Annotated in this window: 14 protein-coding genes, 1 tRNA gene and 1 pseudogene; 9 read left to right on the top strand and 7 right to left on the bottom strand. The window is 56.7% G+C overall.

Features of this window, described 5'->3' with window-relative positions; all coding sequences use genetic code 11:
- Positions 1 to 144 precede the first annotated feature (144 nt).
- The 3 genes from KFE19_12930 to KFE19_12920 are packed head-to-tail and all read right to left on the bottom strand — an operon-like array spanning position 145 to position 5,259.
- Positions 145 to 2,610 (bottom strand): dehydrogenase, encoded by a 2,466-nt coding sequence (locus tag KFE19_12930; protein QUO37280.1) that lies wholly within the window; start codon positions 2,608 to 2,610, stop codon positions 145 to 147.
- A gap of 30 nt (positions 2,611 to 2,640) precedes the next feature.
- A complete protein-coding gene (gene lpdA / locus KFE19_12925) occupies positions 2,641 to 4,014 on the bottom strand; it encodes a dihydrolipoyl dehydrogenase (protein QUO39628.1) in 1,374 nt (457 codons plus the stop codon).
- A gap of 9 nt (positions 4,015 to 4,023) precedes the next feature.
- Positions 4,024 to 5,259 carry a 2-oxo acid dehydrogenase subunit E2 gene (locus KFE19_12920; protein QUO37279.1) on the bottom strand — a complete coding sequence of 412 codons (1,236 nt, stop codon included), beginning with the start codon at positions 5,257 to 5,259 and terminating at the stop codon, positions 4,024 to 4,026.
- A 336-nt stretch (positions 5,260 to 5,595) separates the two neighbouring features.
- Here KFE19_12920 and KFE19_12915 point away from each other — a divergent pair, with 336 nt between their 5' ends.
- The 8 genes from KFE19_12915 to KFE19_12880 all read left to right on the top strand — a co-directional run bounded on the left by KFE19_12915 (position 5,596) and on the right by KFE19_12880 (position 14,652).
- Positions 5,596 to 7,965, top strand: a complete 2,370-nt coding sequence (locus tag KFE19_12915) for a formate C-acetyltransferase/glycerol dehydratase family glycyl radical enzyme (GenBank protein ID QUO37278.1) — start codon at positions 5,596 to 5,598, stop codon at positions 7,963 to 7,965.
- Between the two features lie 12 nt (positions 7,966 to 7,977).
- Positions 7,978 to 8,868, top strand: coding sequence for a glycyl-radical enzyme activating protein (locus KFE19_12910; GenBank protein QUO37277.1), 891 nt, complete (start codon positions 7,978 to 7,980; stop codon positions 8,866 to 8,868).
- Between the two features lie 70 nt (positions 8,869 to 8,938).
- Positions 8,939 to 9,598 (top strand): fructose-6-phosphate aldolase, encoded by a 660-nt coding sequence (locus tag KFE19_12905; protein QUO37276.1) that lies wholly within the window; start codon positions 8,939 to 8,941, stop codon positions 9,596 to 9,598.
- Positions 9,599 to 9,921: 323 nt separating this feature from the next.
- Entirely contained in the window at positions 9,922 to 10,701 is a 780-nt protein-coding gene (locus KFE19_12900) for a tripartite tricarboxylate transporter substrate binding protein (protein ID QUO37275.1), read from the top strand.
- A 94-nt stretch (positions 10,702 to 10,795) separates the two neighbouring features.
- Positions 10,796 to 11,260, top strand: a complete 465-nt coding sequence (locus KFE19_12895) for a tripartite tricarboxylate transporter TctB family protein (GenBank protein QUO37274.1) — start codon at positions 10,796 to 10,798, stop codon at positions 11,258 to 11,260.
- A 16-nt stretch (positions 11,261 to 11,276) separates the two neighbouring features.
- The gene (locus KFE19_12890) at positions 11,277 to 12,803 is read left to right on the top strand and encodes a tripartite tricarboxylate transporter permease (GenBank protein ID QUO37273.1); all 1,527 of its coding nucleotides are present in this window, start codon (positions 11,277 to 11,279) and stop codon (positions 12,801 to 12,803) included.
- 67 nt (positions 12,804 to 12,870) lie between these two features.
- The gene (locus tag KFE19_12885; protein QUO37272.1) at positions 12,871 to 13,791 is read left to right on the top strand and encodes an AEC family transporter; all 921 of its coding nucleotides are present in this window, start codon (positions 12,871 to 12,873) and stop codon (positions 13,789 to 13,791) included.
- An 18-nt stretch (positions 13,792 to 13,809) separates the two neighbouring features.
- The gene (locus KFE19_12880) at positions 13,810 to 14,652 is read left to right on the top strand and encodes a class II fructose-bisphosphate aldolase (GenBank protein ID QUO37271.1); all 843 of its coding nucleotides are present in this window, start codon (positions 13,810 to 13,812) and stop codon (positions 14,650 to 14,652) included.
- Positions 14,653 to 14,921: 269 nt separating this feature from the next.
- Here the strand turns inward: KFE19_12880 and KFE19_12875 are convergent, their stop codons facing one another.
- On the bottom strand, positions 14,922 to 15,926 hold the full coding sequence (locus KFE19_12875) for an asparaginase (GenBank protein ID QUO37270.1): 1,005 nt from the start codon (positions 15,924 to 15,926) through the stop codon (positions 14,922 to 14,924).
- Between the two features lie 115 nt (positions 15,927 to 16,041).
- On the opposite strand from KFE19_12875, the gene KFE19_12870 reads away from it, so the two are divergent.
- A complete protein-coding gene (locus KFE19_12870) occupies positions 16,042 to 16,587 on the top strand; it encodes a helix-turn-helix transcriptional regulator (GenBank protein ID QUO37269.1) in 546 nt (181 codons plus the stop codon).
- Between the two features lie 279 nt (positions 16,588 to 16,866).
- Here KFE19_12870 and KFE19_12865 read toward each other — a convergent pair whose 3' ends face one another.
- The 3 genes and pseudogenes from KFE19_12865 to KFE19_12855 all read right to left on the bottom strand — a co-directional run bounded on the left by KFE19_12865 (position 16,867) and on the right by KFE19_12855 (position 20,264).
- Positions 16,867 to 18,249: a TrpB-like pyridoxal phosphate-dependent enzyme gene (locus tag KFE19_12865; GenBank protein ID QUO37268.1), complete on the bottom strand. Its 1,383-nt coding sequence runs from the start codon at positions 18,247 to 18,249 to the stop codon at positions 16,867 to 16,869.
- Positions 18,250 to 18,737: 488 nt separating this feature from the next.
- Positions 18,738 to 20,025, bottom strand: a pseudogene (gene obgE, locus KFE19_12860) (GTPase ObgE).
- 154 nt (positions 20,026 to 20,179) lie between these two features.
- A tRNA-Leu gene (locus KFE19_12855) sits at positions 20,180 to 20,264 on the bottom strand.
- Between the last annotated feature and the right edge of the window lie 129 nt (positions 20,265 to 20,393).

The raw sequence follows: 20,393 nt of genomic DNA, 5'->3' as shown, positions 1-20,393 counted from the left end.
TAGTTTTTATAGCCCCTCTCCAAGGGCTGCATTGCCTGTGAAAGACTGCATACCTTGACGGATGCGGCTCAGAGCGCGGAAAGCGATCCGCCCTCCGCTTGCCGCAAGGCTTCCTTCCCGCGGACGAGACCGGCCGCTGGGCGGTTAGATGCCCAGACGGTTCTCCCGGATCTGCTCCAGTTCCGTGAAGTTGCGGGTGCAGACATGGCCGGGCAGCGGCAGAATCCGCTGGTGGATCGCATCGACAATCCACTCGGGCTGGGGGAAGAACGCCTTTTCCAGTTCGTGGGCCGGCGTAATCCAGTTTTTGGAGCCGACCACCACGGGCGGCGCGTCCAGATCATCAAAGGCCAGTTCCGCGATGTTGGAGGCCAAGTTCCGCATGAAGGAATTCCGCTCGCAGGCGTCTCCCGTAATTACGATTCGGCCGGTCTTATGGATGGAGGCGATGACGGGATCATAGTCAAAGGGAACCAGGGAGCGGGCGTCGATGACCTCGGCGGAGACCCCGTACTGCTCCTGGAGGATTTTGGCGGCGTCCATGGCCCGGTAGAGGGTGGCGCCGATGGAGAGGATCGTGACATCAGAGCCGACCCGCTTCACGTCCGGCTCGCCCAGGGGGATCTCGTACTCCTCCTCAGGCACGCCCTCCGGATGGAACTGCTCCCCAATGTCGTAAATCCGCTGGCTCTCCAGGAAGATGACCGGGTCGGTGCCGTTCAGGGCGGATTGCATCATGCCCTTGGCATCATACGGTGTTGCCGGGAACACCACCTTCAGCCCCGGGATGTGGGCGCACAGCGCGGACCAGTCCTGGGAGTGCTGGGCGCCGTATTTGGACCCCACGCTCATGCGCACGATGACGGGCATTTTCAGTTCTCCCGCGCTCATGCTCTGCCATTTGGAGAGCTGATTGAACAGCTCATCGCCGGCCCGCCCCAGGAAGTCGCAGTACATGATCTCGGCAACGGCCCGGCCGCCGCTCATGGCGTAGCCGATAGCGGCGCCCACAATGCCCGCTTCCGCGATGGCGGTGTTGAAGAAGCGGTGGTAGGGGATGGCCTCCGTGAAGCCGCGGGTCACGGCATAGGAACCGCCCCAGTCCCGCACATCCTCTCCGAAGAGGACCATGGTGGGGTCCTCGTAGAATTTCTTGAGCATGGGCTCGGCAATGGCGTCGCGCATCTGAAAGACCTTGTTCTTGGAGACGGGCTTGCCGTCCGCGTCCAGGCCCTTCCGCTCTTTTTTGGCAAAGGCAATGGCCCGGGGGCCCTCTTCATAGGGGAGGGTGACGTCAGCGGGACGGGTGGTGTCCATGCTGCGGATGTGCTGGTTGGAGAACATCAGATCGCCAATGGCGTTGCGCTCCGTTCCAAATACATCCAGCCTGGGAGAGATGGTCTCGTCGATACCCAGTTTCATATTGCGCAGCATGTCGGCCCGCACCATCTCCCAAATGGCATCCAGGTCTTTCTGCGCGCAGATACCGGCGTCGATCAGCTGCCGGCCGTATTCCTTGATGGAGTCCTCGGCCTCCCAGAGGGCGATTTCCTCTTTGGTGCGGTAGCTGCTGGAGTCGGAGGGGGAGTGGCCGGAGATGCGGTAGGTGACCACCTCCAGGAGGACGGGGCCGTCCTTCTTGGCGACTTCCTTTTTGCGGCGGTACGCGTCGATGACGGCCAGGGGATTGTAGCCGTCCACCCGCTCAGCGTGCATCTGCAGGGGATTGAGCGCCGCGCCGATCCGGGCGGGCATTTGATAGCCCATGGTTTCGCCGTTGGTCTGGCCGCCCATGCCGTAGCTGTTGTTCCAGATGTTGAAGATGATGGGCATGCCGCCGCCGTCCTTGCCCCACAGGGTGCGGTACTGGTCCATGCTGCTGAATACCATGCCCTCCCAGACGGGGCCGCAGGCCGTGGCCGCGTCGCCGATGTTGCAGACCACGATGCCGGGCTTTTTGTTGCTCAGCTTGTACAGGGCCGCGCCCGGGGCAATGGAGCCGGAGCCGCCCACGATGGCGTTGTTGGGGTAGATGCCGAAGGGGGTGAAGAAGGCGTGCATGCTGCCGCCCAGGCCGCTGTTGAAGCCGTTTTTACGGCCGAAGGTCTCACAGATCATGCCGTAGAGCAGGAAGTCCCGGCCCAAAGTGCGCAGGTCCTTCTTTCCGTCATCCACCACGTTGCGGATTCTTCCGCCGGCGAAGGTGGTCATGATTTTGTCCAGTTTGCCCGCGTCCATGGTCTCTACCGCGTGGAGTCCTCTGGCGAGAATTTCGCCGTGGCTGCGGTGAGAGCCGAAGCTGAAGTCATCTTCATTGAGGCAGAAAGCCTGGCCGACGTAGGCGGCTTCCTGACCGATTCCCAGGTGCGCGGGGCCCGGGTGCGTATAGGCGACACCCTGATACTCGCTGGTGGTCTTGATCAGGTTGAGCATGGTTTCGAACTCCCGGATGTAGCACATGTCCCGGTAGATGTTCATAAACTGGCTCTTGGTAAAATTCCCAACTTCGTCCTTTACTTCTTTTTTGTACTGGTTGACTGGAATATCGTCAAAATGAATTGTCCCGGAAGCGCGCAGAACGCGAGGATCAATCAGAATTTGCTTGGACATGGCCGTATTTTCCTTTCCCTTTCTTCAAACTTAATTAAACTGACAAGCGGCTTCTCGGATGATCTCTGCTACAGTGGGATGCGGGAAAACCTGCTTTTTCACCAAGTCTATTGGAACAGCCAACTCAATAAACACGCCGATGATTGCGATGAATTCGGAGGAATAATTGGCGAAAGCCTGCGCGCCTACGATTGTACGCAGTTTCCGGTCAATTACCAGCTTAAAAATGCCGTCTCCCTTTTCGTTCTCCGCCACATAGCGGCCGCTGTATGCCATGGGGATTTTGACAACCGCCACATCCAGGCCCTGCGCCTTTGCTTCTTCTTCGGTCAGACCCACGCTGGAGAGCTCGGGGACTGTGTAGAGAACGCTGGGGATGGCCCGGTAACTCATGGTGTCCTTTTCGCCCAAGATGGTGTGGACGGCGACTTCTGCTTCCCGATAGGCGGTGTGGGCAAGCATATATTTTCCGTTTACATCGCCCACGGCATAGACGCCCGGGAGATTGGTGCGCATTTGGTTGTCCGTCCGCACGGCACCGTGTTCCACAAAGACGCCGATATTTTCCAGCCCGATACCGGAGCTGTTTGGCCGCCGTCCCAGAGCCACCAAAACCAAGTCGGTCTCCAATTCAAAGGTCTCTTCCCCGCGCTGACATACGACTTTTCCATCTTTGATGGCGTTGACGCGGGCATTCAGCTCGAATTTCATGCCGTCCCGGACGTAGTTCTTCTGCAGCAGCTGGACCAGATCCTTGTCGCAGGGACCGGCAATATGATCCAGCATTTCCACCACCGTGACGTCGCTGCCTGTCATCTGGTAGTAGGAGGCCATCTCCAGGCCGATGACGCCTCCGCCTACCACCACCAGCCGCTTCGGCGCTTGCTTGGTCGAGAGCAGTTCCCGGTTCGTAACGGCAAATCCGGACGCCAAAGACTCCTGCAGCCCTTCGATGGGGGGAGATACGCTGACAGAGCCTGTGGCAATGATCAAGTTCTTGGCGGTGAACCGGCTCTGATCGACTTGAACTTCGTACCCTTCCGGAACGGCGCCTGTAATTACGCCGCGACCGGACACCACTTCCACTTTGCAGGCTTTCATCGCGGAGCGCACTCCGCTGACCAGGGTCTGGATCACCCGCTCCTTGCGCTCAATGACGGCGCTGTGGTCCACCTGAACGTGTTCGGCGGAGACGCCGTAACAGGCGCTGCCCACCGCGTGGGCATATAACTTTGCGCTGTGCAGCATGGCCTTGGTGGGAATGCAGCCCTCGTTGAGGCAGGTGCCGCCCATGTGCTGATCCTCGATGCAAAGGGTTTTTAACCCGGCTTGCCCGGCTCTCTCCGCCGCCAAATATCCGCCTGGGCCGCCGCCCAGCACGATTAGATCGTAATACACGTCTATCCTCCCCTTTTATTTTGCCAGCAGCTCTGTGAACTGCTCCAGGACCGTCTTCAGCTCCTTGAGGAAACGAGACGCAGGAGCGCCGTCCAGAGCACGGTGGTCATATGTCAGAGACAATCCCATGGCCGGATACGCGGTAATCTGGCCGTCCACAACCCGGACGCGGTCTGTGATGCAGTCCACGCCCAAAATCCCCGTTTGCGGCGGGTTGATGATCGGCGTGAACATCTCGATATCCAGGGTCCCCAAATTGGACACCGTGAAGCTGGCGCCTGTGAGGAGGTCGGGATTGATGGAGCCGCTCTGCGCTGCCGCGGCCAGCTCCTTGCTCTCTTTTGCGATTTCGCTGAGAGATTTGCAGTCGGCATTAAAAATCGTGGGCACGATCAGGCCGCGGGGCGTGTCCACCGCCATGCCCAGGTGCACGTGGTCGAAATACCGGATTTTGTCCCCCAGGAAGTGGGCGTTGAGCGCGGGATGATTTTTCAGAACCCGGGAAACCGCAAAAAGGACCATATCATTGTATGTAATAGACGGCAGGCCCAGCGTTTCCTGCGCACCCTTGAGCTTCTTGCGGTACGCAATGATCTCACTGGCATCAAAAGATGTGTGATGCGTCAGCTGAGCCGATGTGCTAAGCGATTTCTGCATGGATGAGGCAATCAGCTTGCGGATGTTGGGCAGGGGCTCATCGCGGTAACCTGCGGAAGGAACTTCCGCGGCCGTTTGGACGGGCTCCGGCTCACAGGAGCCAGTGCGGGGCGCCATCAGGATATCGCGCTCCAAAATCCTTCCGTGGGGCCCGGTGGGTACGGCCGCGGCGGGATCTACGTGAATCCTCTCTGCGGTTGCCCGCGCGCGGGGAGAAATACCGGTTATGGAAGAGGCGGCCGATTGGCGTTCGGGCGTGGCTGCGGAGGCAGGCGTTGCCGGCGGGGGGGCAGGGGAATTTTGCGCTTGCGAAGAATCCGCTTCTTTTTTGTTTAAAAATGCGGAGATATCTTCCCCCTGCTCGCCGATTACCGCGACGGTATCCAAGCAGGGAATATCATCTCCGGGTTCGCACAGCGTTGCCAGGAGAATGCCCGCTGTTTTTGCTTCTTCCTCAAAGGTGGCCTTGTCCGTCTCGTAAGAGAACAATACGTCCCCGATTTCGACGGGATCACCAACTGCCTTTTTCCATTCGCCAAACAGACAGCTCTCTACGGACTGCCCTTGCCTTGGCATAATGACTGCTGTCGCCATGTTTTAGCCTCCATTTACCACAGTGATTAACATTATAACTATTACGTGTTATAAATGTTATATAAAACGTTATCATTTAAGAAATGAAAAGTCAAGCGTTTTTAAAGAAGTTTTTTCAATGTTACTACTTTTTGCATAATATTTGGCGTTTTTTACAAAAAATTTTTTAAAAATTTATCAGAGAAAGCAGAACGCAAGAAGGATATTTTCCTTGACCTTTTTTATGTTCTATGATATCAATATTATAACGAACGTTATGATTGTTTTCATTTATAACATCTAAATGTTATAGATATGTGTTTGAAATCCAATCAATAGGAAAGAGGGATTGCTGACATGATTGGTTGCTTACCTGAAAGCCCCACGGAACGTGTCAAACAGTTAAAGGATGAATTTCTCTCTTTAACTCCGGAGATGTGCTGTGAGCGCGCGGTCATTTATACAAAGGTCTATCAAGAAAATGAGTCTTTACCCACCGTTTTGAAACGGGCCAAGGCCCTGCGGAAGACCCTGGAGGAAATGAGCATCTTCATTCAGGACGGAGAGGTGATTGTAGGACATCCCGCCTCCCAGCCACGGTCTGCGGAAGTGTTTCCGGAAGTGAACATCGAGTTCATGAAGGAAATCGATTTGTTTGAAACGCGGGAATATAACCGTTTGAAGGTTTCCCCTGAGGTAAAGGCGACGCTCCTGGAGCTGGAGCCCTATTGGCAGGGGAAGTGCCCGCACGATTATCTGATGCAGCGGCGCAGCGAAGCCATCCGGCAGGGTTTTGCCATGGGGCTGCTCTCAGACCCCCACGAGTGGAGCGGATTTGCCCATGTCGCTATGGATTACCGCAAGCTTCTGACGTGCGGCGTGGAAGGAATGCAGGCCCAAATCGCGGCTGCGAAGGGTTCTCTGAAGCCGGAAGACCCGATGTATGAAGACAAGCTGGCCTTTTACCAGGCGGAGGAAGAGATCTGCCAGGGGATGCTGGCCATCGCCAGAAGATATGCCGCTTTGTCCAGAGAGAAGGCCCTGCAGGAGAGGAATCCGGAGCGCCGTCAGGAATTGCTGACGATGGCAGAGGTTCTGGATCATGTCCCTGCGAAACCTGCCGCCACTTACCAGGAGGCACTCCAGACCGTTTGGCTGATGCAGGTAATCCCCCAGATTGAATCCAATGGTTTTTCCATTACACCGGGCAGATTTGATCAATACTGCAATTCTTACCTGGAAAAGGATCTCCAAGCGGGGACCATCTCCCTGGAGTACGCACAGGAGCTGACGGACCTGTTTTTCCTGAAGTTCTGCGAAATTCTGCGGGTTGACAGCAAGGGAGCCGCGGAGGTAAATGCCGGTTATGCCTCCGGACAGAATTTGGTGGTAGGCGGCGTAGACGCCGACGGCAATGACGCCACCAATCTCCTGTCCTATGTATGCCTGATGGCCAATCGCCATATTCGTCTGAATCAGCCGAATTTTACAGTCCGGCTGCATGAAAACACACCGGAAGAGTTTCTGGCCAAAGTGGTTGAGAGCATCGGAAGCGGCAACGGAATGCCGCAGGTTTTGAATGACAACTGCATCATTCCCTCTTTGGTGGAACACGGCATCCCGCTGCGGGAGGCGCGGGATTACATACCGGTGGGCTGCGATGAAATCAGTGTGCACCGGCACTGGGCCAGGTGCAACGGCGGGTATATCAACCTTGCCAAGCTGCTGGAAATCGCCATGAATCACGGAACGGATATTAAATACGGAATTTCTCTTCTGGAGCTGGATAAGGAACAGCCCGCCACCTTTGAGGATTTCTATCAGCGCTATCTGCATTGCCTCAAAGTGGGGGAGCAGCTTCAGATTGAAGAGTCCCTCCTAAGCGACCAGATCCACCGGGAGATTCTGCCGCTTCCCTTTGTCAGCCTCTTCTTGGATGACTGCGTCGCCAGAGGTTTGGATTGTACCAACGGAGGCGCCGTGTACAACACCACCGGCCTTGTGGCTGTGGGAACCGCCACGGTTGCGGATTCTTTGTATGCCATCAAGCGGCTCGTTTACGATGAAAAGAAGATGACGTTGGATTCACTGACCGAGATTTTGCGCAGCAATTTCGCGGGTCAGGAATATCTGCGGCAGTTCATTATGAACCGCTTCCCCAAATTCGGAAATGACGAAGACTGCGTGGATCGTCTGGCTGTCGGGATCACGGATGCATTTGCGGATGAATTGGAGAAACACCGCAACGGCCGGGGCGGGGCGTTCTGGGGAGCGCTGTACTCCGTAAGCGCGCAGGTGGGCCTTGGCAATGTCTGCAGCGCTACCCCGGATGGCCGGCTGGAGGGGTTGCCGCTGTCTGACGGCCTCACCCCCATGTATGGAATGGACCGCAGCGGACCGACGGCTGTCCTGGCGACGCTTGCCAAGATCCATCAAAAGCGGTTCCCCAATGGCATCATTGTCAACCAGCGGATGAACGGCACCCTGTTTAAGACGCCGGAAGGGCGGCGGAAAATGGCACAGCTGCTGCGGGCGTTTGTGGCCTCCGGGTCTTTCCACTGGCAGTTCAATATTGTAGACAACCGCGTTTTGCTGGCCGCGCAGGAAAATCCCGATGAATATCGGAGCTTGGTCGTCCGGGTTGCTGGATACAGCGCCATTTTTGTGGAACTGTCCCTCAAAGCCCAAAATTCGATTATCGAGCGTTACGAAGCGGATCTGGCATAATGTGAGGTATCTATGGGGGTTATTTTTGATATCCAGCGTTTCTGTATTCACGACGGCCCGGGTATTCGGACAACGGTATTCCTGAAGGGATGCCCTCTGCACTGTATCTGGTGCTCAAACCCGGAATCCCAGCAGGCGGGTCCGCAGCTGATGTTCAGCAAGGACCGCTGCATGGCCTGCGGCGCATGCGTCAGTGTTTGCCCGCAGCATCAGCCGCCCTCCTGCGAAACCTACCAGCCGGATCTGTGCTGCCTTTGCGGAAAGTGTGAAGCGGTCTGTCCCAAAACCGCCATTGTGCAAAAGGGCCGCAGCCTTTCTGCGGCAGAATTGGTGGAAGAGGTCCTCAAGGACCGCACGGTTTTCCAATCCACCTGCGGCGGCGTCACATTCTCCGGGGGAGAGCCCTTCGCGCAGCCGGAGTTTTTGCATGAGTGCCTCACCCTATGCAAGCAGGCGGGGTTGGATACCTGCATTGAGACCACGTGCTATGCGCCCTGGAAAGCCATTGCTGCTTGTGCCCCGTACATCGATCACTTTTTGTGCGATGTAAAAAATCCGCGCAGCGACCGGCATCAGGAATTCACTGGGGTTCCCTGTGAAATGATTTTGGAAAATGTGTCGCGCCTGATTGCGACACAGGCGGATGTCACAGTCCGGATTCCCGTGATTCCCGGCTTCAATACGGATCAGGAGAGCATATCCGCATTTATTACGTTTTTCCGCGCCTGCCAGCCCCAACAGATTGAGCTGCTTCCCTACCATTCCTTTGGAGAGAAAAAGTATGAACTGCTCCGGCGCTCATACCCAGGAGCTGCGATTCCGGGCGAACAGGCCCAGGATTGCGCGCAAGAACTCCAACAGGCACTGCAAGCGGCAGGATTCTCTGTTTGCATCAGCGGATGATCTCTGCTTTTGGCAGATGTCCGTCTGCAACGATTTTCTTAAAAACCCAAAAAAGGAAAGGTGATTTGCTATGAAATTCTTTTTGGACACCGCGAATCTGGACGAGATTCAACAGGCTTTTGAGCTGGGCATTATGGATGGTGTGACGACCAATCCGGCGCTGCTGTCCAAGCAGTCTGGCTCTTACAAGGAAGGCGTTCAAAATATCGTCTCTCTGACGGGCGGGGCCATTGTTTTTGCGGAGGTGCTGGCCACGCAGCCCGCTGAGATGATCCGGGAAGCGAAGGAGATTTCCTCCTGGGGCCCCCAGATGATTGTCAAGCTGCCGATGACGCCCGCGGGCATTCAGGCTTGCGCCGCCTTGTCCAAAGACGGCATCAACTGCGCCATTACTCTGGTTTATTCCGAGCCCCAGGCCATTGTTGCCGCTAAGGCCGGCGCCAAGTACATTGCGCCCTTCATCGCCCGCGCCAACGAGGTGGGTATGGACGGAACCAAAACGATTTCCAAGATTGCCCAATCGTATAATTCCCACAATATTCCAACGGAAATTCTGGCGGCTTCTGTGCGGAACGGGTACGATGCAGCCAAGGCGCTTCGCTGCGGCGCCACTTCCGTGACACTTCCGTACGGCGTCCTGATGGGCATGATGAAGAACCCTGTTACCGATATGACCCTCAACAGCTTTTTGGACCTTTGGAGCAATAAGAACGCCGGGGGCGTCTTTTAACAAGCAGATACAGTCCATTTCGTAAATAAGCCGCTTTGGTTTATTTAAATAAAAAAGGAGAAAGGAACCTTATCATGAAAAGAAAGCTCTTCGCATTGATGTTGGCTCTGGCTATGATCTTCACCATGTCCGCTTGCGGCGATTCCTCCACATCTTCGGACACTTCCACTGATACGGATTCGTCTGAAGAGACTGCTGCGTGGACCCCGACTGAAAATATCACGGTTGTCGTTCCCTATGGAGCAGGCGGTACGACAGACCTGAGCACCCGCGCACTCTTGGATATCGCGGGCAAGTCCCTTCCCAGCGGAGTGAACTTCGTCGTGGAAAACGTCGCCGGCAGCGGCGGTATGGTTGGCTGCGAGCAGGTGGCAACCGCCAAGGCTGACGGGTATACGCTGGTTGCAATGTCCTGCGACCTCCCGCTGAACCGTGCGCTGGGTGTTACCGACATGGTGGCCGAAGAGGCCTTCATTCCCCTCTGCCGCACGCAGAACGAGCCGTATGCCATCATTGTCCGCAGCGATTCTGAGATCCAGTCCCTGGAGGATATGGTGGAAGTAGCGCAGTCCGGCCCTGAGGCGCTGAGCATCGGCATTACTGGAATCGGAACCGGCAACGGCCTTGCCTGCCTGACCTTCCAGGATTACTTTGACTGCACCCTGAAGCTGGTTCCCTTTGACTCTGCCGCCGACGCCATGGTGGCTGTTGTCAACGGCCAGGTGGATATGACCATTAACTCCGCCGTTTCCGCCGCTGGCCAGGTTGAGGCCGGTGAGCTGAAGATCATCGGCGTGACCGCCAACGAGAAGTCTCCCACGATGCCTGAAGTGCCTGCTTTGGGCGAGGTGTTTGACGAGGCCGCTGAAATGGCCGTGTACTCTTGGATCACCATTGCTGCTCCTGCCGGGACTCCCGATGAGGTTGTGACCTATTTGAATGAGCTGCTGAACACCGCCTGCAAATCCGATGAGTATGCCGCCGCGGTGGAAGGGTTCTATATGACTCCCCAGCCTCTGGATACCATTGACGAGATGATCGATTACTGGAAGACCCAGTATGAATACTATGTGTATGCCCTGGGCGATCAGGCCGCGGGCTAAGCGATAGTCGGCTGATACCCTGCATCCAGCATTTCTTATGTGAGAGGAGAAAGGGCAGACGCTCTTTCTCCTCTCCAAGAAACGGAGGCTTCAAGTGAAAAAATATAATACCATTACGGGAATTATTTTCTTAATTATTTCCATTGGCGCCTACGCCATTGGCACGTCATTTGTGGCAAAACTTCCCACTGACCCTTTAGGACCCGCTTGGTGGCCTGAATGCCTTTCCATTGCTATGGGCATTTTCTCTGTACTTTTGATTTTGCAAGGAATCCTTACGCCCAAGGAGAAGGAAAAACCCGCTCCCATTCAATTCAAATCAGAAGGCTTTCACCGTGTCATGAAGCTCAGCGGTGTTTTGATTATATTCGCCGTCATCACCTATGTGGTGGGTATCTACATCGGCCTGCTGCTGATGGTACCTACGGTCATGTATCTGTTGGGAGAACGTAAGAAACCGGTTATGGCCATCTTTTCGGTGGGTACGTGCGTGTTTGTGTATGTAGTTTTCAAGCTGCTGCTGATGGTACCTCTGCCCACGGGCCTGGTATTTAACTGAGAAAGGAGACTGACGTATGGAATATATCCTGCCTGCTTTGCAAATTGTCTGCACGCCGCACGGGCTGGCCGTCATTTTCCTGGGAGCGCTGTTTGGCATCCTCTGCGGCGCAATGCCGGGCTTGTCCTCCATTATGGCCATGACCATTTTGATGCCGTTTACTTTCTCCCTGGATGGCCTGTATGGAATTTTGATGCTGTTGGGCGTGTTTTGCGGTTCCGTGTATGGCGGATCGATTACCGCCATCCTCATCAATACGCCCGGCACGGCCAACGCGGCCGCCACTTGTTTGGACGGATATCCCATGGCGCAGAAGGGACAGCCGGACCGGGCCATTTCCATTTCCACCAGCGCTTCCTGCTTCGGCGGCCTGTTTGGCTCTTTCTGCCTCCTTTTCACTGCGCCGCTGCTGGCCTCCGTATCCATTAAATTCGGCGTCACGGAGTACTTTGCCCTGGGAATTTTCGGCCTGAGCATTGTCACCGGCGTCTCCTCCAAATCCGTCATCAAAGGCGTTTTGGGGGCGATTCTGGGCCTGCTTCTGGGCACCGTGGGAATTGATACCCTGTCCGCCACGTTCCGTTATACCTTTGATATTACATACCTGGTGGCGGGCGTCGCCTTTGTCCCTCTGCTGATCGGCCTGTATGCCCTGGCCCAGTGCTTCACCACTTCTGAGGGTGACCTGGATGAAATGACCCGGGGCAGAAACGTGAAGCTCAAGCAGATCCTGCCCAGCCGCCATGATATTAAGCGCTGCACCCCGGTGGTCCTGGGCTGCTCCGTTCTGGGCACCATCATTGGAGCAATCCCCGGCACAGGCGGTGATATCGCCTCCTGGGTGGGATATAACGAGGCCAAGCGCTGGGTGAAGAAGAACGAGGTCCCCTTTGGTGAAGGAACTCCGGAGGGCATTGCCGCTCCGGAATCCGCCAACAACGCCATTGTGGGCGGCGCGCTGATCCCGCTGCTCACTCTGGGCATTCCCGGAGATGCCGGCACTGCTTTGCTGCTGGGCGCCCTGATGCTGCAGGGAATCACCCCCGGACCGCTGCTGTTCACCAACCAGGGAGAAAAAGTCTACACCATTATTGTGGGCCTGTTTATGGCGAACATCGCCTTCGCAATTTTGGGATTCTGCGGAATTCGTATTTTCGCGAAGATCGGAAATTTGCCGCAAAAGTGGCTGACGCCCCTGATTTTCACCTTCTGCACAGTGGGTACGTTTGCCCTGAACAACAACTTTGGCGACGTTATTTTCATGCTGATTGCCGGCATTCTCGGCTATTTCCTGCTGAAGTTGGATTTCTCCATGCCGCCGATTATTTTGGGCCTGCTGCTGGGAGAGACCGTGGAGAGCAATCTCCGGCGAGCGATGACGCTTTCCGGAGGAGATTTGGGATATTTTTTGACTCGTCCCATCGCTATGGTACTGCTGGTTATTTCCGCGATTTCCCTGTTCTACCCCATCATCGTCCCTGCGATTTCACGGCATAACGCGAAGAGGGCCGCTCAAAAGCAAAACGCTCAGGCCGATCGGTAAGTGTCATGCATGAAAGTGGACAAGTGAACCGCTGAGCGATCACTTGTCCACTTCTTTTTGAACGATTATGGATTTATTTTGGCGTCCAATTAGCCTTTTTTCGATTATCCTCTTAACTAGTTATTTTAAGCGGCACGGCATTTTCCCGGAGGAGAGCGGCACCGTGATTACAAAGGTTGCGTTGAATTTTACAATTCCCGCAACCATTCTCTGTTCCTTTCAGGATTACTCCTCCAATATGCACTTTGCGTCGACGGCCCTGCTGTTTTTGACATTCACCCTGTTGTCTCTGGGGCTGTTTTCTCTGCTGTACCTGAAATCCGGAGAAGACCTGCGCATGTTTGCCATGATGAACACCACCGGCTACAACATCGGCAGCTTTGCGCTGCCCCTTATCCGCTGTTTTTACGGGGACAGCGGTGTAATTGTTGCATGCATGGCCGATTTGGGGAATTCTGTCATGGTAAACGGCGGGACGTATGCGTTAACTTGCTCGCTGCTGAATCGAAAGTCGGATTCCCGGGGCTTTTTAAGGGATCTCATCAAACACCTGATTTGCTCGCCGCCCTTTGTGGCGTACTTGATTCTCCTCCCTTTTTTGGCGTTCAAGTGGCATTTGCCAGCCATTGTGAACACCTTTTTGTCCCCGGTCGCGGATGCAAACAGCTTTGTTTGCATGGCGATGGTGGGCTTTTCCATGGAAGGGCGGCTTGATTGGGCTGAGATTCGAAAGATTGCACCTTTGCTGGTGCAGCGCTTTTGCTTCGGCGCGATCACAGCGGTCTGCACGTATTGTTTTTTGCCATTTGACCAGATGACCCGGCAGGTCTTGGCGCTGTTGTGTATTTCCCCGATCTCTGGACTGGTAATTGTCAATACCCGCCGTTATGGAGGAGATATCGCGCGGTCCGGACTTTTGGTAACCGCATCCATTTTCGCGGGTATGGTCGGGATGCTTATCCTGGCAAGTCTGTTTCATTTTTTTTGATTTGGAGGTCAGAAAACAATGATCATCGCTCCCAAAACACTTCTGCAGGACGCGCAGGAAAAAAACTATGCGGTTCCAGCATTCAATTTTTATAATTTGGACGGCCTCTTTGCGGTGTTGGAAGCTGCGGAAGAGGAAAAGGCTCCAGTCATCGTAGAACTCTATCATATGTACTATCCTTTCCTGCATCAGAAGGTCCTCTCCAGCGCTGTCCAGGAGGCCCTGCGCGCCGCTAAAATTCACGCTTATCTGCATCTGGACCATGCCACGGATCAGCAGGTGCTGACGGATGCCATCCAGGACGGATTTCAATCCGTTATGGTGGACGGTTCCCTGGCTCCGTTGGAGGAGAATATCGCCTTTACCCGGCAGATTGTGGATCTGGCGCATGCCCACGGGGTTTATACGGAAGCGGAAGTGGGGCATGTGGCGAAAGCGGGGGAGGCAGATGCCACAGGAGCGCTTGCGGCTGTGGATGACTGCGTGCGGTTGGTATCGGAGACGGGCGTAGACTCTTTGGCGGCGGCCGTTGGAACTACCCACGGGATGTATCGGACACTGCCGCACATCGATTTTCGCCGGATTCAGGAAATTAAGGCGGCCGTGAAGATTCCCCTTGTCCTGCATGGAGGTTCGGGGACCCCTGATGAAGCCATCCAAGAGGCGATCCGCTGCGGGATCACAAAGATAAACATCGGCACGGAGTTAAAGTACGCTTGGTCCGCCGCCATGCTGAAGGGACTCTCGGAGGGAGAGAAAGAGCCCCGCATCCTTTCCGCCTACGCAAGGGAACAGGTCAAAGAAGTGGCCCGCCAGAAGATCCGGCTTTTGGGAGCCGCGGGGAAAGATGCGCTGCTGTGAGGATTCTCCGGTGAACCTGTGACTCCCCGCAAAAGCCTTCGCGTTTGCGGTCAGTGCGCGGAGGGGCGCAGGCATGGGCGCATAATAAGGGGTGCGCTCCCTAAAACTTCCCTGAGAAAGCTGCAAAGGAGCTGACGGCCCTTGAAAGGGCGCCAGCTCCTTTTTTACGCGGCAGATTGCAGGGCGCTTCCCCTGGAGCAGGAGCCGCAAACCCGCTGGGAACCGGCTCTCCCGCTTTTTCAGCGCTTACCCGGGTGCCTGTTCCGCGGTTACCGGTGGAGGGAAAAGCATGGGCGGATCTTGCCCACGGGAATGCCGTGATCGTTGAGGTTGTCCGGCTCAGAGAAGGCCTGCAGGGCAGTTCGTTCCTTCTCATCCAGCAGCTTCAGCTGGATCAAAACACTCATCACAGCCGGGTAGAGCGCGCGATAATTCCCGTCCTCGATTTTCACTGCGATCCCCAAGTCCTGCCCTGCCGCGCCGATGCAGTAAACCGCCTCGGCTCCCAGCTTGCCGCAGAATCGCCCGTGCGTATGCCGGAGAAACTCCGTGCAGAACCCGCCGGTTCCGGCAATCATTTCTGGATAGGCGGCCATGGCCGCGGTGATTCTCTTGGCGGCACTGCGATAGGGTTCTTCCAACTGTGCCGGAGCGGTGAGGCGGGCGTAGCCCATGGCCATGTTACGCAGCGGCATCGCGTGGACCGGAACGCCGCAGCCGTCAATTCCGATGGCAATCTCTGCCTCTGGAATGCTGCACATAGTGGAGACAATGTGCAGAAGTTCCTTCTGCATGGGGTGCTGCGGAGAGGTATAGTTCTCAATGGGATAGCCTTTCTTCCTGCAGACGGCGAGAAAGCCGCAGTGCTTTCCGGAACAGTCCGAATTAGTCTCATCAATGGGCAGATGCTCCCATAGCTGGCGGTCCCTGTATGCCGGGTTGATGGACAGCGGAGCTCCGCATAACAGGTCCTGGTGGGACAATCCCAGCTTCTTTAAAATTCCTTGGATGGTTTCCCGGTGAAAATCTTCTCCATAGTGGGAAGAGCACATAATGGCCAGCTCTTTCTCCGTAAAGCCAAACGCCTCCCATGCGCCGGAGAAGAGGATGTTCATCGCCTGAAAGGGCTTTGCCGCGGAGCGGATATAGGTGACAAAATCCGGGTTCCCCGCATAGGCAATCAGATCTCCCCTCCCATTTGTGACGGCGACAGATCCCCTGTGGCAGGATTCTACAATGCTCCCTCTGGTGACCTGTACGATAGCTTCGGACATAACCATGCCTCCTTGTGTAATATAAATTACGATTGTACTTAATAATATATATTTGTAATTTATATCTGTCAAGTGTATAATATATTAAACTGTATGAAACAGGGGAGGAGACTGCGTGAATCCGAATGAGATCTTGGGAATGAATCTAAAACGACTGCGAATGGCGCGGCAGCTCAGCCTGGGGCAATTATCCGCACTTTGCGGTGTCAGCAAGATCGTTTTATCCCAGATGGAGCGGGGCGAATCCAATCCCACCATGAATACCATTTGGAAAATCGCCGCTGGGCTGAATGTGCGCTATACGGAATTGATAGATCCGCACGAGCCGAATTTTAAAGTGGTCCGGAAAGAAAATGTGGTGGTCCAGGCGGAAAACCAGGGCAGCTATAAAAGCTACAGCTATTACAGCGCCTCTCCGGAGCGGTCCTTCGACCTCTTTGGGATTGAATTGGCGCCTCTGTCGTCCTATTCCTCATCCGGCCACCCCTCCGGCACGGAAGAATACATCTTGCTGACCAGCGGGTGTCTGGAAATAGAAATCGGGGGGATTACGTATCGATTGGAAGAGGGGGACGCCTTTCGCTTCGATGGGGAAAAGCCGCATATTTACCGCAATCCGGAGGCCGGACTGACCAAGGCGGTTTCTTTAATCCAATACTGATGCGGACCGTCAGAAGGGGCGCGGGGTGCCCCCTAGCAGGCCGGGCGCTATACTGCGCCCGGCCTGGGGCGGAAAACGCCGGACAGACGCTTCAGAAAAGAGCCCGGAGTATCCGTATGAAGCGGATACTCCGGGCTCTTCGTGTCTGTCAGGGAGCGGTTGGGATTTCGGCTGCGGTATGGCAGCTCTCATGCGGCGGGGATACGCGGTGCATTCCCCTGCCCCGCGGCCCCGTGTATAGCCAGCGGGACTGCGCAGGGCGCTGAGGACTCTGGGGGATTAGTCCAGGGCAGGCACTTTCGGCAGTTGGGAGAAGCTCTTTTCCAACTCCTCATCGGAGGGGATATAGTCGGTCATCTGGCCGTTGTGGAACTTCTCATAGGCCACCATGTCGAAGTAGCCGGTGCCGGTGAGGCCGAAGAGAATGGTCTTTTCCTCGCCGGTCTCCTTGCACTTCATGGCCTCGTCAATGGCCACCCGGATGGCGTGGCTGGACTCCGGGGCGGGCAGGATGCCCTCCACCCGGGCGAACTGTTCCGCGGCCTCAAAGACCTTGGTCTGTTCCACGGACACGGCCTCCATGTAGCCGTCGTGATAGAGCTGGGAGAGAACGGGGCTCATGCCGTGGTACCGCAGGCCGCCGGCGTGATTGGCGGAGGGGATGAAGTTGCTGCCCAGGGTGTACATCTTGGCCAGGGGGCAGACCATGCCGGTGTCGCAGAAGTCATAGGCGAACCTGCCCCGGGTGAGGCTGGGGCAGGAGGCGGGCTCCACGGCGATGAAGCGATAGTCCTTCTCACCCCGGAGCTTCTCGCCCATAAAGGGGGAGATCAATCCGCCCAGATTGCTGCCGCCGCCGGCACAGCCGATGATGATATCGGGGGTCACGTTGTACTTGTCCAGGGCTGCTTTGGCCTCCAGGCCGATGATGGACTGGTGCAGCAGCACCTGGTTCAAAACGCTGCCCAGCACGTAGCGGTAGCCTGGCTGGCTGGCGGCGGCCTCCACGGCCTCGGAAATGGCGCAGCCCAGAGAGCCGGTGGTGCCGGGATGGGCCTTCAAAATGGCCCGGCCCACGTTGGTGGTCTCGGAGGGGGAGGGGGTGACGGCGGCGCCGTAGGTCCGCATGACCTCCCGGCGGAAGGGCTTTTGCTCGTAGCTGACCTTCACCATGTACACCTGGCAGTCCAGGCCCAGATAGGAACAGGCCATGGAGAGGGCCGTGCCCCACTGGCCGGCGCCGGTCTCAGTGGTGACGCCCTTGAGGCCCTGGTTCTTGGCGTAGTAGGCCTGGGCAATGGCGGAGTTGAGCTTGTGGGAGCCGGAGGTGTTGTTGCCCTCGAACTTGTAGTAGATCTTGGCGGGAGTCTGGAGCTTTTCCTCCAGGCAGTAGGCGCGGATCAGGGGCGCGGGCCGGTACATCTTGTAGAAGTCCCGGATCTCCTGGGGAATGGGGATCTCCCGGTCATCGTTGTTGAGCTCCTGGCGGATCAGCTCGTCGCAGAACACGGGGCGCAGGTCCTCGTAGCCCATGGGGGCGCCGGTGGCGGGATTCAGCAGGGGAGCGGGCTTATTCTTCATATCGGCCCGCACATTGTACCAATTCCGGGGCAGCTCGTCTTCAGACAGGTAGATCTTGTAGGGGATTTTTTCGAATGTCATGGGGATTCTCCTTTCGATTCCGGGGCCCCTGGGGGAAAGAAAAAAGACCTTCGTCCCGCAAGGACCCATCCAATGGTTCCTTGGGACAAAAGTCTGAAAACTTCTGCGGTGCCACCCAATTTGGCGAAGATCTCGCCCGCTCGGCGACGTGCCGTCACACGTCTTTCCCTGGTAACGGGGGAAAAGCCCGTCGTCCTTACTGGCCTTCCGGCGTTCAGTCCGCCCTCGGCGGTCCATTCGGCGGGGCCTCCTCTGCTGCCATCCCACCGCCGGCAGCTCTCTTGGAAAGGCGGTATCCCGTGTACTCGTCCGCGTCATCGGTTTGTTGCTGTGAATTTGGGGTGAGTGTAACGCGGAACAGACCGATTTGTCAAGGACCAAAATTTTTTTCGTGGCGCTTTCACAAAAATACAAAGAAAAATTTATCACATTTTGCCAGGAAAATGGTGAAAAACCGGTCCGGCGCCATCGGCGCCGGACCGGTTGCGTTACCGCTGATATTCGAATTCGAAGTCGTACATGGACACGGTGTCCCCGTCCTGGATGCCCATGTCCTCCAGCTGCTGGAACAGGCCCGACTGGCGCAGGGTCTTATCGAACCACATGCGGCTTTCGTAGTCGGCGAAGTTGACGTTGGCCATGAGCCGCTGGAGCCAGGGACCCTCCACCAGCCAGGTGCCGTCGTCCGCCCGCTGGATGTCCAGCGGGGCGGAGGCGTCGATGACCGGGGGCTTGGGCACGTACTCCGGCTCGTATACCGTGACGGGCGGCAGGACGGAGAGCATCTCCGCTACCTTCTTCACCAGCTCCGCCGTGCCCTGATGGGCCGCCGCGGAGATCTCCAGCAGGGTGTAGCCCTGGGCCTCCACATGGGAGCGCAGGCGGGTCAGGTTGTCGCTGTCGGGATCCAGGATGTCGGACTTGTTGGCGCAGACGATCTGGGGCCGCTTTGCAAGGTCCGGGCTGTACTGGGCCAGCTCTGCGTTGATGGCGTCGAAGTCCGCCACCGGGTCCCGGCCCTCGCTGCCGGACACGTCCACCAGATGGACCAGCAGGCGGCAGCGGTCGATGTGCCGCAGGAAGTCGTGGCCCAGGCCCGCGCCCTCGCTGGCGCCCTCGATGATGCCGGGGATGTCGGCCATGACGAAGGAGACGCCCTCCTCCACCCACACCACGCCCAGGTTGGGGTACAGGGTGGTGAAGTGGTAGTTGGCGATCTTGGGCTGCGCCTTGGACACCACGGACAGCAGGGTGGATTTACCCACGTTGGGGAAACCGATCAGGCCCACGTCCGCCAGGAGCTTCAGCTCCAGCAGCACGTCGTGGCTCTCACCGGGCAGTCCCGCCTTGGCGAAGCGGGGCACCTGCCGGGTGGGGGTGGCGAAGTGCATATTGCCCCAGCCGCCCCGGCCGCCCCTGCACAGGACGTAGGGCTCGCTGTCGGACATATCCTTGATGATCTCGCCGGACTCGGCGTCCCGGACCAGGGTGCCCCGGGGAACCCTGATGGTAAGGCTGGCGCCGTCCTTGCCGGACTTGCGGCCGCCCATGCCGTCGGCACCGTTGGGGGCCACATATTTGCGCTTGTAGCGGAAGTCCATCAGGGTGGACATGTTGTCGTCCACCCTGCAAAATGATGGAGCCGCCCTTGCCGCCGTCGCCGCCGTCGGGGCCGCCGGCGGCCACGTATTTCTCCCGGTGGAAGGCCACCGCGCCGTTGCCGCCGTTGCCTGCCCGGACGGTGATCCGGGCCTTGTCAATAAAGGATGTCGCCATATTGGCATCTCAACTCCTCTTATATTGTATCAATAGGATTTCTAATTCCGCCTATTTTACCCGAAATCCCTGAGTCCGTCAAGGGCAGCCGTATTAGCCGCTGCTTCCGGAAACCTTGCTGAAAGAGAGGGGGAAAGCGGCCAGACAAAAAACATGGTACGGGTAGTGGGACTCGAACCCACAAGCCTTGCGGCACTGGAACCTAAATCCAGCATGTTTACCAATTTCATCATACCCGCATATATGAGCAGCAGGAACATCCTGCCGCTATTTTTACGCAAATTTCTTCACTGAGGTGACAGCACCTAAATCTCGCATGTCTACCAATTCCATCACAGGCGCGGATCACGGCGGCGGTCTCCGGCAGA

It is taken from the genome of Dysosmobacter sp. Marseille-Q4140, assembly GCA_018228705.1.
In the GTDB taxonomy this organism is placed as follows: Bacteria; Bacillota; Clostridia; order Oscillospirales; family Oscillospiraceae; genus Oscillibacter.
Note: the sequence above shows the minus strand (reverse complement) of the source record. Positions and strands in the feature narration are given on the sequence as shown.

What these genes read in the sequence shown, in the direction of transcription:
- KFE19_12930 (QUO37280.1), bottom strand. Translation starts at nt 2,610, where the DNA reads ATGTCCAAGCAAATTCTGATTGATCCTCGCGTTCTGCGCGCTTCCGGG.
- KFE19_12920 (QUO37279.1), bottom strand. Translation starts at nt 5,259, where the DNA reads ATGGCGACAGCAGTCATTATGCCAAGGCAAGGGCAGTCCGTAGAGAGC.
- KFE19_12915 (QUO37278.1), top strand. Translation starts at nt 5,596, where the DNA reads ATGATTGGTTGCTTACCTGAAAGCCCCACGGAACGTGTCAAACAGTTA.
- KFE19_12910 (QUO37277.1), top strand. Translation starts at nt 7,978, where the DNA reads ATGGGGGTTATTTTTGATATCCAGCGTTTCTGTATTCACGACGGCCCG.
- KFE19_12905 (QUO37276.1), top strand. Translation starts at nt 8,939, where the DNA reads ATGAAATTCTTTTTGGACACCGCGAATCTGGACGAGATTCAACAGGCT.
- KFE19_12890 (QUO37273.1), top strand. Translation starts at nt 11,277, where the DNA reads ATGGAATATATCCTGCCTGCTTTGCAAATTGTCTGCACGCCGCACGGG.
- KFE19_12885 (QUO37272.1), top strand. Translation starts at nt 12,871, where the DNA reads ATGGATTTATTTTGGCGTCCAATTAGCCTTTTTTCGATTATCCTCTTA.
- KFE19_12880 (QUO37271.1), top strand. Translation starts at nt 13,810, where the DNA reads ATGATCATCGCTCCCAAAACACTTCTGCAGGACGCGCAGGAAAAAAAC.
- KFE19_12875 (QUO37270.1), bottom strand. Translation starts at nt 15,926, where the DNA reads ATGTCCGAAGCTATCGTACAGGTCACCAGAGGGAGCATTGTAGAATCC.
- KFE19_12865 (QUO37268.1), bottom strand. Translation starts at nt 18,249, where the DNA reads ATGACATTCGAAAAAATCCCCTACAAGATCTACCTGTCTGAAGACGAG.